Annotated in this window: 14 protein-coding genes and 3 pseudogenes; 3 read left to right on the forward strand and 14 right to left on the reverse strand. The window is 63.5% G+C overall.

From position 1 onward, the window contains the following. Positions 1 to 307 precede the first annotated feature (307 nt). From U0023_RS26795 to U0023_RS26845, 11 genes and pseudogenes are all read right to left on the reverse strand, one after another. Positions 308 to 1336 carry an IS110 family RNA-guided transposase gene (locus U0023_RS26795; protein WP_040637926.1) on the reverse strand — a complete coding sequence of 343 codons (1029 nt, stop codon included), beginning with the start codon at positions 1334 to 1336 and terminating at the stop codon, positions 308 to 310. An 82-nt stretch (positions 1337 to 1418) separates the two neighbouring features. Next, entirely contained in the window at positions 1419 to 1778 is a 360-nt protein-coding gene (locus U0023_RS26800; protein ID WP_322883791.1) for an ISAzo13-like element transposase-related protein, read from the reverse strand. Further along, positions 1768 to 2343, reverse strand: coding sequence for an ISAzo13-like element transposase-related protein (locus U0023_RS26805; RefSeq protein ID WP_052600416.1), 576 nt, complete (start codon positions 2341 to 2343; stop codon positions 1768 to 1770). Before U0023_RS26805 ends, U0023_RS26800 begins: the two co-directional genes overlap by 11 nt. 172 nt (positions 2344 to 2515) lie before the next feature. After that, positions 2516 to 2860, reverse strand: coding sequence for a hypothetical protein (locus U0023_RS26810; protein WP_009491872.1), 345 nt, complete (start codon positions 2858 to 2860; stop codon positions 2516 to 2518). After that, complete coding sequence (locus U0023_RS26815) at positions 2860 to 3951, reverse strand: IS5 family transposase (protein WP_009491873.1); 1092 nt, start codon at positions 3949 to 3951, stop codon at positions 2860 to 2862. The genes U0023_RS26810 and U0023_RS26815 overlap by 1 nt, the downstream gene beginning before the upstream one ends. 74 nt (positions 3952 to 4025) lie before the next feature. Further along, positions 4026 to 4379: a hypothetical protein gene (locus U0023_RS26820; protein WP_201842983.1), complete on the reverse strand. Its 354-nt coding sequence runs from the start codon at positions 4377 to 4379 to the stop codon at positions 4026 to 4028. Between the two features lie 67 nt (positions 4380 to 4446). Continuing rightward, positions 4447 to 4863, reverse strand: a complete 417-nt coding sequence (locus U0023_RS26825; RefSeq protein ID WP_322883792.1) for a hypothetical protein — start codon at positions 4861 to 4863, stop codon at positions 4447 to 4449. Between the two features lie 551 nt (positions 4864 to 5414). Beyond that, a pseudogene (locus U0023_RS26830) lies at positions 5415 to 5576 on the reverse strand (IS630 family transposase); the annotation flags it as partial. Between the two features lie 13 nt (positions 5577 to 5589). Beyond that, a complete protein-coding gene (locus tag U0023_RS26835) occupies positions 5590 to 6636 on the reverse strand; it encodes an IS630 family transposase (protein WP_322883862.1) in 1047 nt (348 codons plus the stop codon). Beyond that, complete coding sequence (locus tag U0023_RS26840) at positions 6633 to 7061, reverse strand: transposase (RefSeq protein WP_245272941.1); 429 nt, start codon at positions 7059 to 7061, stop codon at positions 6633 to 6635. Before U0023_RS26840 ends, U0023_RS26835 begins: the two co-directional genes overlap by 4 nt. 34 nt (positions 7062 to 7095) lie before the next feature. Continuing rightward, complete coding sequence (locus U0023_RS26845) at positions 7096 to 7488, reverse strand: helix-turn-helix domain-containing protein (RefSeq protein WP_009491861.1); 393 nt, start codon at positions 7486 to 7488, stop codon at positions 7096 to 7098. Between the two features lie 84 nt (positions 7489 to 7572). Between U0023_RS26845 and U0023_RS26850 the strand changes: the two are divergent. Next, a pseudogene (locus tag U0023_RS26850) lies at positions 7573 to 8070 on the forward strand (DDE-type integrase/transposase/recombinase); the annotation flags it as partial. A gap of 87 nt (positions 8071 to 8157) precedes the next feature. Here U0023_RS26850 and U0023_RS26855 read toward each other — a convergent pair. Continuing rightward, a complete protein-coding gene (locus U0023_RS26855; RefSeq protein WP_009491863.1) occupies positions 8158 to 8394 on the reverse strand; it encodes a DUF6894 family protein in 237 nt (78 codons plus the stop codon). Positions 8395 to 8467: 73 nt separating this feature from the next. Here U0023_RS26855 and U0023_RS26860 point away from each other — a divergent pair, with 73 nt between their 5' ends. Further along, positions 8468 to 9502: an IS630 family transposase gene (locus U0023_RS26860; RefSeq protein ID WP_040638543.1), complete on the forward strand. Its 1035-nt coding sequence runs from the start codon at positions 8468 to 8470 to the stop codon at positions 9500 to 9502. 356 nt (positions 9503 to 9858) lie between these two features. Here the strand turns inward: U0023_RS26860 and U0023_RS26865 are convergent, their stop codons facing one another. Then, positions 9859 to 10887 carry an IS481 family transposase gene (locus tag U0023_RS26865; protein ID WP_009491865.1) on the reverse strand — a complete coding sequence of 343 codons (1029 nt, stop codon included), beginning with the start codon at positions 10885 to 10887 and terminating at the stop codon, positions 9859 to 9861. 189 nt (positions 10888 to 11076) lie between these two features. On the opposite strand from U0023_RS26865, the gene U0023_RS26870 reads away from it, so the two are divergent. Further along, positions 11077 to 12462, forward strand: coding sequence for an IS701 family transposase (locus tag U0023_RS26870; protein WP_009491816.1), 1386 nt, complete (start codon positions 11077 to 11079; stop codon positions 12460 to 12462). On the opposite strand, the pseudogene U0023_RS26875 reads toward U0023_RS26870, so the two are convergent. Continuing rightward, positions 12450 to 14009: pseudogene (locus U0023_RS26875) on the reverse strand (IS1182 family transposase); the annotation flags it as partial. The gene U0023_RS26870 and the pseudogene U0023_RS26875 sit on opposite strands and share 13 nt — an antisense overlap. Positions 14010 to 14038: the final 29 nt, after the last annotated feature.

Raw genomic sequence — 14038 nt, forward strand, 5'->3', positions numbered from 1 at the left:
CGATACGCCGCCTTTCTCACACCGTCATCACCCATGTATGGATGCCCCCGTTCGCGCAAGGGATTTCTGAACAGCTTCGGCATGTGATCGGGTGCGGTCATGTATCAGGCCTTCTGTTGCGGCCATGATCATGCCGCTGGCCGGTATGGAGATACGCGGAGCAGGTGCAGATCAAATTCCCGAGCGCGAAGCTCTTTGGGTGATAATGCTTTTCCTGCTCCCGATCTGACCGATCGTTTTGCCCTTACTGTTCCTCGACCTCCTCACACGCCTGACGCACCGGCAGGATCGATGCCGGATCTCCCGATCACGACGCCGTTGCTGCCGGAACTCTGAAGTCCTCGCCTTTCGTCAGCATGGCCCAGGCGGACCGCGCCATCTTGTTCGCCAGCGCAATGGCCACGAGCATCCTCGGCTTGCGCGCCAGCATGCGGGCAAGCCAGGAGCCTTCCGGCGCGCTCTTGCGCCCTGCGCTCTTGACGACAGCCATCGCGCCGATGATGAGCAGACGTCGGATATCACGCTGGCCCATCTTCGAGGTGCGCCCGAGCACCTGCTTGCCGCCGGTGGAGTGCTGGACCGGGACAAGCCCGAGCCAGGCGGCGAAGTCGCGTCCGCGTCTGAAGCTCTCCATCGGCGGTGCGAAGGTTTCGATCGCCATTGCGGTGATCGGCCCGATCCCGGGCATGGTCTGCAGGCGTGACGTCGTCACCCCACGCGCGGCCTCGCGTTTCAACACCCTCTCGAGATCCGCGATCTTGCCGTCGAGGGCTGCGATCTGGTCGAGATAGAGGCGACCGAGTTCGACGACCAGTGGCTGAAGGGTCGTGTTGACGTCCTCGATCACATCGCTGAGCAGCTTCACTTTGGCTGTTCCCTGTGGCGCGACGACGCCGTGCTCGGCGAGATGCCCCCGCAGCGCATTGATCAGCTGCGTGCGTTGGCGCACGAGAAGATCCCGCGTGCGGAAGACCATCGCTCGCGCCTGCTGTTCCTCGGTTTTGACTGTGACGAACCGCATGGTCGGGCGTGCCGCCGCCTCGGCGATGGCCTCTGCGTCCGCCGCGTCGTTCTTCTGGCGCTTAACGAAAGGTTTTACATAGACCGGCGGGATGAGCCGCACTTCATGCCCGAGAACCTGAAGTTCGCGGCCCCAGTCATGCGCTGTGGCGCAGGCCTCCATCGCAACAATGCAACGTGGCTGCTTGGAGAAGAACGTCAGAACCTGCTGGCGGGTCAGTTTCCGGCGAAAGGCCACGCTCCCATCGGCGCGGGCGCCGTGCGCCTGAAAGACACGCTTTGCAAGGTCGAGACCAATGATGTTAACGTCTGTCACGGATGCCCTCTCCATTTGTGAATGATCCTCAGATCACCACCTTGGCACATTGTGATGCCGTCAGGAGGGGGCATCCACTCCATCAGGTTCCACCATAGCTGACCTCGAGCCCGCAGGCATCGCAGAGCTGTTCTTGCAACTGGGCTTTCCAAACTCGGGAGCGGCAACTGTTCGAGCCGCCCGCATCGGCCAGGACGAGGAGACGCCCGGCTTCTGGAAAGCGCTTCTGTCCTTCGCTCTCCCACCAGTCACTGATCGCCTCAACGGCAAAGCGCGGGGTGTCAAAGCAATCGCCGATGCACACATAGCCGCTGTTGGTTGTGATCTCGTAGATGCCGTAAGGAATGGCCTGACCGACTGCATCCTGCGGCCAGTCGTGCACCAAGACCGGCTCGGCTCTCCGGCACCACGTCTGGCCCGGGTTCTTGAAGTCACCGACCAATTCCTTTTTTTTTCGAATCCACGCTGATGATCGGCTCACCTGTGGCTGCAAACTGCGCGCGCTGTTCGGCGATGTGCTGGAATTGCGCATCGCGCTCAGGCGGCGTGCTGTGCGCCTCGGTACGCCGTGCATTGGCTTTGGGCGAGTAGCCCAATTGGCGCAGCAGGCGCGCCACCGTGGGGCGGCTGGCCGGGTGTCCTGCGACGGCAAGCTCATGGCTCAGATGATGCAGAGAACTCCGCTTGGCTTTGGCGTGCCGACCCATCGGGTCACCCGCTGTCTCGCCTTCGAGCAACTCCTCCAAGGTCTGTGGGAGTTCAGGATCCTGGACCTCTCGGGTGGGACGGCCACCACCGGCGACCCGCACGCGCTCGGTGGGGCGGTCAACAAGCCCGGCCTCGAGTTCGCGACGGCCGCGCCGGATGGTATGGGGGCTCAAGCCCGTGATCTGGGCAAGCCGCTGAGTGCCGCCCCAGCCGATCCGCATCGCCTCAAACGCGATAAACCACCGGCGCTGCTGTTCGTCGAGCCGGCTGGCAAGCAGGTTGATCTGCCGATGAAGCATGCGGTCCGGATGGGGCTTGCGCGAGTGACACTTGGGGCATCCACATGGGTGAAGGGAGGGTAGCGACATCGGCAGCTCCGTTCAGAACGGATGGTCCTTGTTCCAACAACGCACCAGTTGCCCATTTGGGCAGGTTGTTGCCTGCCAAGCCCCTAGCAGGCTGTTGAAGAAGTCAGCTGCGTTCGCAGACGAAGCCTGAATCATCACCGTCGTGGATGTAGAAATGGCCGACGAGACGGCCTGCTGTCCCGAGCACGACCCATCCACGCCCAGACGCTGGGTCGTTGTCGTCGTTGCCTTCCCAGGAGAACTCGGCGCAGGCCGCCCCGTCGCGCGAGCCGTAGCGGACATCCAAGAAGCCCTTGAGCGCGCCGAACGCAATCTCCCCGTCCGCTTCGCCTGTCAGGGTGAGATGCGCCTCTTCGACGAGATCGAGGAAGTCGTTGTCCCAAACATCCATCCCGACGATGCGCCAGCGGCCGGCAAACGCCTTGGCAAAGGCTGGTACCTTGGCCATCAGCGGCTCTCCGCCAGCAACTTGGGCAGGCGCACCAGATTGTAGGCAGCGGCTGCGAACGTGAAGGCCAGTTCTACCCGCTCAACACCCCGGAACCGCGTCTTGGCTAGGCCAGCGACAGTTTTGATCCAGCCGAAGGCCTCTTCAATGCGCTTGCGGATGCGCTGACTGACCGCGTAGCCCGCATGCCGGGTGGTGCGTCCATCAATAGCTGAACGCCGGCCGTTCGCGTTCTGCGCCACATGCGGTGTGACCTTCATGGTCCGCAACTCACGGACGAAGTCCTGCGTGTCATAGGCCTTGTCGGCGCCGAGCGTGATCGCCCGCGGCCGATCGGCATAGGGTTCCATCAAAGCCAGGGCGGCCAAGCGCTCGGCATAGCCATCAGCGCGCGTCAGACAGGCGCCCACTACCAGGCCGGAGCGGTTCTCCATGAGTGCATGTCCGAGGAAGCACAGCTTCGCCTCCTTGCCGGCTCCCTTGCGGTAGAGCCGCGCATCCGGATCGCTGGTCGAGGCATGGGTGTCGTTCGAGCGTTTCTCACCCCGGAAGTTGGCCTCTGCGTTGCGCCCGCCATCGGCCGGCGGATCACCTGCACCGTCCTTCGGCTTGAAGCTCTTCATGGATGCCCAGGCTTCGATCAGGGTGCCATCGACCGAGAAGTGGTCCGTGGATAGAAGCTTCTTCACCCTGGGCTGGGCCAGCATGGCGGCCAGGAACTGAGCCGCGATGTCGCCGTCGAGAAGCCGGTCACGGTTCTTGGAGAAGGTGGAGTGATCCCAGGCGGCATCATCAATGCCGAGCCCAACAAACCAGCGAAAGAGTAGGTCGTATTCGAGCCGCTCCATCAGCTGGCGCTCAGAGCGGATCGAGTAGAAGGCCTGCAGCAGCATGGCACGGAGCAGCTTCTCGGGCGCGATGGACGGCCGCCCCATGCGTCGCGCGTACAGAGCCGCCAGTGCAGGCTGAAGCAGGACCAGCGCCTGGTTGGCAATCTCCCGGATCGCCCGCAAAGCATGATCCGCGCGCACCCGGGCCTCCAGATCGACATAGGAGAACAGTTCTCCAGTCCGCTCATCCCGTCCGCGCATTCATTTCCTCCAGTTGCCCGTCTCGAATGAATCACAGCCGAGCCTGCGCCGCCACGGACTTTTTCAACAGCCTGCTAGTGATAGAGCTCGCGCCGGTGCCGCGCCTTCAGCACTAAGTCTACGGCCATGGCCAATTCGGCTTCATCGAACTCAAAGCATCCGAGACTATCAACTGTCGAGCGGGTGGTATGCGAGTAAATCTCGAGCCAGAATGGCGGCAGATCCTGCAAGACGAACGCATCCGGAAGCTCGCTGAGACGCACCTCAAGGGAGCAGAACCGTGCAACAAGAGTGGTTCGAACGCCGGCTGTATTCCCGGCCGCGAACACGAGCTGGACGTAGGCGCGGATGATCTGTTGCTCAATCTCCTCCGGGGAGAGGTCGGGCAAGGGAGAATGACCGGTATCAATGCGACAGTTCCATGCCATTCGAAGCTCCATTGCTGTCGCGCTGTGTTCGCAACCTCACCAACGGGCCACGGACGCGACGCACCTTTTATGCAGCGCGTCGATGCTCGCTGAACCCGAGCGGAGCAGCGGCTCGAGTCGCCTCTGCCCCCTCGATGACATGCCGAATTGTTTCTGACACGACAGTCACTGTCGGCTCGTTCAGGACGATGTCGCCGCGCGCCGAGAGGTATGTGGTGTGAGCGGCGACGATGACAGGGCGGCTGGGATAGACGTCGTGATACTGGTCTGCCAGAATCCAGCCATCGATCAAGCCCGGTAGAGCAGCACGGCAGTATAGCCAGCCGATCCGGTGCTGCCGATGCGTGAGGATGAGAAGGGCCCGCTCGCCCGTGTGGGCGGTCAAAACAGTGTAGTTGGCAACCCGGCACTCCTGCGCAAGCCGCTCGCAAAAATCCGGATTGCTGTCCACGATCAGGATGCATTCTTCGATGATCGGGCTCATAGCGGTCTCCTGCACGATGGCGCTTCGCCGGCTCTCGCTGGTGAAGTTCACCTCGAGAGCCTTGACGTTCTGACATTAGCTGATTTCATCATTGGGCTCGATTGTCTTTGTGGGTGGGCCAATCATCGGGAGAGATTGCGGCGGTCATACTTTGGGTTGGGTCGATCGATACGACGATCCTCGTGACACGACCGGTCTGAATAGAAACCCCTTAGGACATCCAGTTGGCACGGTGATGATGAGGTGATGTGAAGCTACAGCGGACATGGACCGCCGGAACTGGCAAACCCGTGGCATTGTCTTGCGTCAGTCAAGCGCGATAACGTGAGAGGGACCAGCTTCAGCGTAAAACATCAGGGCCTGCGGTCATGTAGCACGGCGCTTGGAGGCCGGAGACATGACTGCACCCGCACCGCGAGGCCCAAACGTCATCAACAATCACGTTGCCAAACGGGCGCCATCCAGACATGACACCCCCAATGGCCGGACGTGGCGTGGCGATGGATCGTGCCATCATCCAGCGCTGGACGGATCACTAGAGCATCGGACTGTTAAACGGACGCATATCCGGCAGCCCTGAGGAAGTTCCAACATTCTGGCGGCTCAAACAAATCGCATATGTCACCGAGCGCGCGCCAGAGTGCGTCGAACGTTCGGGCCTCAGCCTTGCGCAGGTGTGCTTTGATTTTGGCAAAGGCCTGTTCAATGGGATTATTGATCCGGTCCTCATTGTCTTGAGCATACGGCGTAGCGGACGGGTTTGTGGCTGAAATAGCTTCGGACGCGCCGGGGCGATTTCGAGAGGCGACGCATATGGCTGACCGTTGCCCGCTTGAGCTGCTGTTTGCTGCGCGCGGGCGCCTGGCGGGTGACAACCTGCTTCAGGTCGGCGTTCAGGCACTCCTCCGGGTTCAGCTCCGGGCTGTAAGCCGGCAGGTAGAAGACCTCGATCTTCGCCCGATGCGCGGTAAGCCAGTCGCGGACCCGGGCGGCGCGATGCACCCGCAGCCGGTCCAGGATCAGGAACACCTTGCGCTTTGCCTCGCGGATCAGGCGTTGCAGGAAACGGATCAAGATTGCGGCATTCACCGCCGCGTCGACAATCATCCAGCGCAAGGCGCCGCGATTGCTCACCGCCGCGATCAGGCTCAGCCCGGCGCGCCGATGGCAGACCCGGATCACCGGCGTCCGGCCCCGGGGCGCATAGCCGCGGCCGCGCACGTCGTCGGCGCGCAGACCGGTTTCGTCACCCCAGAAGATGGTGCCCCGCGCCTGCCGGGCCGCCGCGACGATGGCCGGGTACTCCCGCCGCAGCCAGTGCCGCACCGCGGCCGGGTTCTGCTCGTACGCCCGCCGGAGCGGCTTCTGCGCGGTGAAGCCCCAGCGCGCCAGATACTTGCCCACGGTTCGCACGGCCAGCGCAATCCCACAGCGCTGCCAGATCACCGCACGCACCGCCGCCCGGCTCCACAGGGCGAACGGCAGGTCCAGTTCGTCCGGGGTGTGCCGGCAGATCAGGCGCTGAATCTCGGCCTCCTGGGCGGCATCCAGCAGCCGTTGCTCATCCGGCTTGCGCCCGCGTGGCTTGCTCACCAGCCCCTGCGCGCCCTCGGCCGCAAACCGCTGGCAGATGTCGAAGACCCCGGTTGGCGACAGCCCAACCTGGGCCGCGATCGCCCGGTAGGTCAGCCCGCGCTCCCGGAGCCCAATGACTTGCCGCCGGCGCTCCTCTTGAGCCGCCGCCGGCAGCTTGCGCATGTCCACGTGCTTCATGCTGATGAAGCTGGAGCCAACCAAGACCCTTTCAAGACAATGAGGACCGGCTCAATAAGGTCAGGCGAATAAGCAGGCAGGAACAGGAACCAGGCGCCGCGTTCTCTCAGACACTGCGCAGCCTTTTCGCTCTTGTGGACCGCCAGGTTGTCGAGGATCACCACGTCGCCTTTGCGCAGCGTCGGCGCGAGCTGCGTCTCGATGTAAGCCTCGAACGCTAACCGGGTGATCGGACCATCGATGATCCAGGGCGCGCACAACTCGTTGCACCGCAGCCCAGCGAGAAAGGTATGTGTCTTCCAGTGGCCGAAGGGCGCTCTCATGCGCAGGCGCTGGCCCCGGCGAGAGCGGCCGCGCAGACGCGTCATCTTGGTGTTGACGTACGTCTCATCCAGAAACACCAAGCGGTGCGGCTGCTCGCGCATGCGCGGCTGACGGTGAGTATGCCAGACCCGGCGCTCATCCCGCACGTCGGTGCGTGCGCACTCCGCCGCCATCAGGGCTTTTTTTATAACTGAAGCCGCACCGGCACAGGAAGCGCGAGAGCATCGCCGGGGCTGCCACGATCCCGTGTTCCTCCCGCAACCGAGCGGCCAGTTCGGGCATGGTGATGGCGGGCTTGGCCTCGACCGTCTGGATCAGGAAGCTCTCATAGGGCACCAGCTTGCCGCTTCCCGGCGGGCGGCCTTGCCGGGCCGGCGCCAGGGAGCCGGACGGCCGCTTCCGGTGCATCAGCTTGATGGCGCAGCTGTCACTGACCCCGAAGTGGCGAGCCGCCGCCCGGCAGGGATGGCCCGCCTCGACAAAGTCGGCGACGCGCACCCGAAGATCGAGAGAATAGCAGTGGCCCATGATCCACCTCCCGTGCAGGAGAGTGAATCACAGATCGCACCAGCCCAAAACCCCAGGAGTCGGATTTCCTGTCCGGTGCTCTAGGCCTCGCTCTTGTTGGAGCAGTTCAACCTCCGCAGGCGTCCGGTCACTGGCGAGTGGCAGTATTTCTACCGCGCCAGTGATAGCACCGGTGACACGGTTAATGTCTGGTTTAGCGAGTGGCAAAATTTCACCGCCGCACAACGCTTTCTTCGCAAGGCTTTCAAGCGACACGGCCGACCAGGGCGGAGTACCAGTGATGATCGCCAGACCAACCATGAAGCGATCCTGTCCTGCGATATGGCGGACAGGCTGCAAGAAAGGCGCAAGCTGAAACCAATCTGTATCCGGCAGAGCATCGATCTCAATAATCGCGTTGAGCAGGACTATCGGGCGATCAAGGGGCGCGTCAGTTCAATGTTGGGTCTGGAGTCAATCAGCAGTGCCCGTGTGATTCTGAGCGGGATCGAACTGGTTCACATGGTGTGCAAAGGGCAGGCGAAGTATGCCTGCCGCTCGGACCTCTCGCTTGTAGAGCAGTTCGATCTGATCGCTGCATGAGGTGGAGCGACGCTCGGTTCCATCCCTTCAACTCTAGCCAGGAGTTGCGATAGGGCCGTACCTGATGTCCACATGTGACAGCGCCGACTAGCTTGTGCTGCCGTCCTCAACCAGAAAGTTGAGTGTGCAGACTGTCGCACCCGCCAAGTCGGTGACCTGCAGCCGCCACTCGCTTCCACGCCACCCCTTCTTCCCGGCATCTCTGAGGAGTTCACCTGCAACAGTAATTGCATGGGCGCGGGCCTCGTCACGGCTGGCGAGGACGGTGCCTTGCTCGTCGAGAGCCTCTTCTCCGTCGCAGATGTGAAATAAATACCTGAGCATGGTGGACACCTGCACTTATTGATCCGGCTTGGGTACTCTTGAAATCTGCTGCGGAAGACTCCAGTTTGGCTGGATGAAGCATATAGACATGCGCAAGCTGCCAGCAGCCGCGCAAGAGGAGCGCCGCCGGCAGGTGATCGGCCTGCGCGAGAGCGGCCTGACTTATGATGCCATTGCCGCGCAGGTGGGTCTGACGCGCACCGGCGTCTTCGATATCTGCCGCCGCTTCGCCGAGCAGGGCCAGGCCGGCTTGGCCAGCGGGCCGCGCGGCCCGGCCCCTGGCACAGGCCGGTTTCTCCAGGTCGAGCAGGAAGCGCAGGTCCGCGCGCTGATCCGCCGGCACACGCCCGACGAGCTGGGCCTGCCCTTTGCCCTGTGGAGCCGGGCGGCGGTGCGGGAGCTCATCGAGCGGCACTGCGGGGTCCGGCTGGCGGTGCGCACGATGAGCACCTACCTGGCACGCTGGGGCTTCACGGCCCAGAAGCCACTCCGCCGCGCCTATGAGCAGTCGCCAAAAGCCGTACGGCGCTGGCTGCGACAGGACTATCCGGCCATCGTGGCGCAAGCCAGAGGAGAGAAGGGCACGATCTTCTGGGGGGACGAGACCGGCTCGCGCTCCGATGATGTGCGCGGCCGCAGCTTCGCCCCGCGCGGCCGGACGCCGGTGGTGCGCCCCAGTCACAAGCGCGCGGGGCTGGGCCTGATCTCAGCTGTGACCAACAAGGGCGAGTTGCGCTGGATGGTGCTCGAGGGCGCGCTCAAGGCTCCGAGCCTGATCCGCTTTCTCACCCGGCTGATCCAGGATGCCAACGGCAAGGTGTTTCTGATCTGGGACAACCTGCCGGTCCATCGGGCTCGGGCGGTGCAGGACTGGTTGACCGAGCATCCAGGGCAGATCGAGGTCTTCCACTTGCCCTCCTATAGCCCGGAGCTGAACCCGGACGAGGGCCTGAACGCTGACCTGAAGCACGCCGTGACGCGGAAACCACCCGCCCGCAGCAAGCCCGCCCTCAAGCCCGCCGTCATCAGCCACATGCGTCGGCTCGCCAAGTCGCCCGGCCGAATCCGCAGCTACTTTGCGCATCCGTCATTCCGCTATGCCGCATAGTTCAAGTTCACCCAAGCCGGATCAATAGATTTGCAAGGAAGCAACTTCAAGACAGCGATCGCAGCTCTGGAATTGGCTTGTGCTTATGGTCCTCTGCTGCATCATTCAGTATCATAAAGGCGGCGACTGCCGCGGCTAGAGCAATGAGCGCTAAGGCAACATCAATGATTCCGCACTGATGCTTGCGCAGAGAGATACTCATCTCCGATGCCGGTGAACAGTGATGAACAAACTCTGTCGCAATTACTGACGCCGAAGTAGAGGCGCTTCGATCTCGGCACGTGGGGAACGTCGCTTTGTGCATCCAGTTGCTCCTTGGGTGCGTAAAAACTCGCAGATCGTGGTCCTCAGCTTGCTCAGGTCGCAATTCCCGGAGAGAAGCATCGTATGCGAATAGTCTCGGTGTCTGGATGCGAGACCTCCTTGGCGGCAGCGACGACCTGGAGGGCTGGCGGCAACGCGTCTGAATCGGGCGGCTTGTAGCGCCGGTTGGCCAGCTTCGGCTCGGCGACCAGGCGGCTGTGCACGACCTGCTCGGGGGATCGCCCCTTCAGCACGCGCTGACGTCTCCTGTTGTAGGCTTGGTTGAAGCCCTTGAGCAGCGTCTCCAGATCCCGGTGGCTTTCGATGGTGATGCCCAGCACCTCGCGCTGAACGCGGCCGTTGAAGCGCTCCACGAGACCATTGGTTTGCGGCGTGTAGGGCTTGGTCTTGCGATGCTCCACCTTCAGCTTCCGGCAGGCGTCCTCGAAGCCATCGGCGGTGAAGCACGAGCCGCGATCGGTCAGCACGTGTGTGATCTTCAACGGGAAGGCGCGCACCGCCTCGGTCAGGAAAGCGACCGCGCTGGTGGCCAGCTCATCGTCCTTGACCGCCAGGTGCACCCAGCGCGAGCAGCGGTCGATGGCCACGTACAGGAAGCGCTTGCGGCTTTCGCCATTGGCGGTTCTCAGCTTCGGCAGGTGTTTGATGTCGATGTGGATGAAGCCGAGATCGTAGTCCTTGAACGTGCCGCTCTTCCGCTTGTGCTGCTGTGCCGGCGGCAGGCGGCCTAAGCCTTCCGCCTTGAGGATGCGGTAGACGGCATCGCGGTTCAGATGCGGCAGGAAGTGCGTGACGATGAAGGTGAGATCATCGAGCGGAAAGCCGGTGGCCTGGCGCAGAGCACAGACGATGGCGCGCTCCTCGTCGGTGGCTTTCCAGGGCAGTTTGTGCGGCCGACTGCTGTGGTCCTGACAGTCTTTGGGGCCGCGCTTGCGCCACTTGCGGATCGTCTCGGTGCTGACGCTGAAGCGCTGAGCCAGCACGCCGGTGGGCTCGCGCGAGCGGGCGATCTCCTGGCGAACGGCCGGGGTGGTGCGGGCTTGCGGATGAAGGGAGTGCATCACATCCTCCTGCGGGGAGAAGCCCGGCGTCGCAGGCCATCGAAGCGCCAAGTATACTCCTCAATGGCGTAACGCACCCGGTCCCAACAACGTTCCGCTACCAAACAGCTAGCACTACTTTGGCAGGCATGAGGAACCCCGCGAGGCCTGCCGACGTCTTCCCTGAAGGATCATCCGCAGGAGGTTGTCATGAGCACCTCAGTGGCGTGGGAGCATGAACTCCAGTCCTGGCTTGAACCCTTCCTCAAGCCCCTGAGCCACCCGGCCCGGCGGCGCATGTGCCCGCTCTATGTCGCTGGCCTGATTGGTCCCGGTGAGCGCAAGAGCCTGCAGCCGATGGCGGCGCGCGTGGCGCCGGCTGACTATGATCAACTGCATCACTTCGTGGCGGTGGGCCCGTGGGACGAGGCGCCGCTCGAGGCTGAACTCCTGGCCCAGGCCAACGGGCTCGTCGGCGGGCCTGACGCCATCCTGGTGATCGACGACACCGCGCTGCTCAAGAAGGGCACGCACTCCGTGGGCGTCACCTCGCAATATGCCGGAGTGGTGGGCAAGAATGCGAATTGTCAGAGCCTGGTCTCGCTCACCCTCGCCAAAGGCGAGGTGCCGGTCCCGATCGTGCTGCGGCTGTTTCTTCCCGACACCTGGATCAAGGATCCCGAGCGCCTGCAGCAGGCCGGCGTGCCCGAGGCGTTCTGGACGCAGCGCACCAAGCCGGAGATCGCGCTGGAGGAACTCAAGCGTCTGCTGCAGGCAGGCGTGAGCTTCGGAGCCGTGCTGGCGGATGCCGGCTATGGCATCAGTGCGCCCTTCCGGCAGGCGCTCTCAGCCTTAGGGCTGCTCTGGGCGGTGGGCATTCCGCGCATTCAGAAGGTCTACACGGCGGACGTGCAGATGATCACGCCCCTGCCATCGCGCGGCCGACCCCGCACGCGGCTCATCCCAGATCAGGAGGCAATCGCGGCCGAAGCCATGCTGGCCACCGCCTCCTGGCGTCAGGTCACCTGGCGGCGGGGCACCAAGGGTCCGCTGAAGGCGAAGTTCGCAGCCGTGCGCGTGCGGGTGGCTGATGGGCCTGAGGTGCGTCTTCAGGGACGGACCGGTCAGCATCTGCCCGGCGACGAGGTGTGGCTGGTGGGCGAGCATCGCTCGTCGGGCGAGTGCAAATACTACCTGTCCAACCTGCCACCGGACACAGCCCTGAAGCAGCTGGCCTCTCTCATCAAAGCCCGGTGGATGTGCGAGCAGGCGCACCAGCAGCTCAAGGAAGAACTCGGGCTCGATCACTTCGAGGGCCGCTCGTGGCGCGGGCTGCACCGACACGCGCTAATGACGCTGATCGCCTATCTGTTCCTGCAGCATCTGCGGTTGCAGGCTGCCAAAGTGGACTTGTTTCGGGAAAGATACTGCTGGCGAATGCCTCATGCTGGGACGGGAGCCATCATGAGCTTGGTGAATGTGGACTGCCGGGTTCGTGCGAGCGGCGTGTCCGCGAACCAAGCCCCGAGCCGAATGAGGTTCATGGCGGCGGCCGTCAGCACGTGTTGCAGATGCGTCTTGGCCAACCCAATGTAGCGGGAGCGCCGCAGGTGTAGGACCCGGACCCCGGCCGAGATCGTTCCCTCGATGCCGGCGCGCTTCTGGTACTCTTTGGCGAAGGCAGGCTGCGCCTCACGCTCGCGAGCCGCTGCAAGGGTCTCGTGCTCCTCTTGTGGGCGCAGCGTCAGAAGCCGCCGCTCGCTTCGGGTACACTGTGCCTTCACCGGACAGGGACGACAGTGGGTTGTCGAGAAGCGCACCTTGAAGGCGGTTCGTCCCTGCCAGTAATCGGGACGCCAGCTCCGGCTCTCGTGCCCGGCCGGACAGATCGCGACTTGCCGATCCCAATCGAAGATGAAGTCCTGCAAGGTGAAGCCATCACCGGATTGGGTCTGCCACTGATAATTCTGGGGAGCCGGCCCCAGGAGCGTGACGCCATAGGTCCGGCGACTGGCGACGAGTTGATCGGCCGCGACGTAACCAGCATCGACAAGATGGGTGTCGGGCAGCAGACCTTTGGCTTCGAGCGCCGCATGGATGTCTTCGAGAGCGTCGCGATCCACGACCGGTGCCGGCGTAGTCTCCACATGCGTGATCAGGTGCGGGCCGCCCTCGTCACAAGCCTCGGTCAGATGAACCTTGTAGCCAATCCAGGTCGTCGTCCCCTTATTGGCATAGTGGACCTCTGGATCGTAGGGCGATCCGGCCATCAGCAGGGAGGGTGGAAATCCCTCATGCTCAGTCCGCCACCGCACCCGGGGAGTGGTCTCAGAGCATAGGCCATCCTCAGGTTCTCCGGTCTGAGCCGGGGCGGTGAGACAGAAATTCTGCACCCAGACCTGCCGCAGCAGCTCAACAGCCGGGATCTCGCGCAACCATGCTGGTGCGTCAGGGGCTGTGATCGCCGCGAGCAACCGATGGCCATCGTGCCCGATCTGTTCAGCGTAGGCGCGCCGCTTCGCCTCGCCTTGCGGGACGTCATAGTCGTCAGCCCGCCTGCCATACCGCTCGATCCAGGCGGGATTGGCATGAGCGCGCAACCATGCGGGAGCCGCGGAGGCCAAGACATTGAGGGCCGCCCGCATGGTCTCGGTCGCGCAGGCGAGACGGTTCAGGGAACGGACGGCTCCGAGCACATGCGTGGAGTCGGTGCGCTGGCGGCCTCGGGCGCCCAGCAGCTTGTGCTCCCGGCACAGAACCAGAAGCGTATCGAGGAGCTGCTCTTCTAAGCCTCCCGCCACCACACGACTGCGGAATTCGCTCAGAACCGAGGCATCGAAGCCAGGGTCGGTGAGTTCCAGGCCCAGCAGATACTTCCAGTCGATGCGGCTGCGGACCGCATCAGCCGCCCGCCGATCAGAGAGGTTCTCAGCGAACTGCAGCAAGCTCACCAGCGCCAACCGCCACGGGCATTCGGCTGGCTGCCCGCACGGGGCGAAGAGGGACGCGAACTGGGCGTCGGAGAAGATCGTCCCAAGGTGGTCACGCAGGCGCAGATAGGGGCTGCCATGCGGGAACGCAGCACGGGCGACGGCTGCCGTTGCGGTCGGGACATCACGGCACAGGGTCGGGCGGAGCGACATGGGGACCTCCGGAATGATAGTGCTGCCCC

Origin of the sequence: Microvirga lotononidis (assembly GCF_034627025.1) — a bacterium.
GTDB classification, from domain to species: Bacteria; Pseudomonadota; Alphaproteobacteria; order Rhizobiales; family Beijerinckiaceae; genus Microvirga; species Microvirga lotononidis.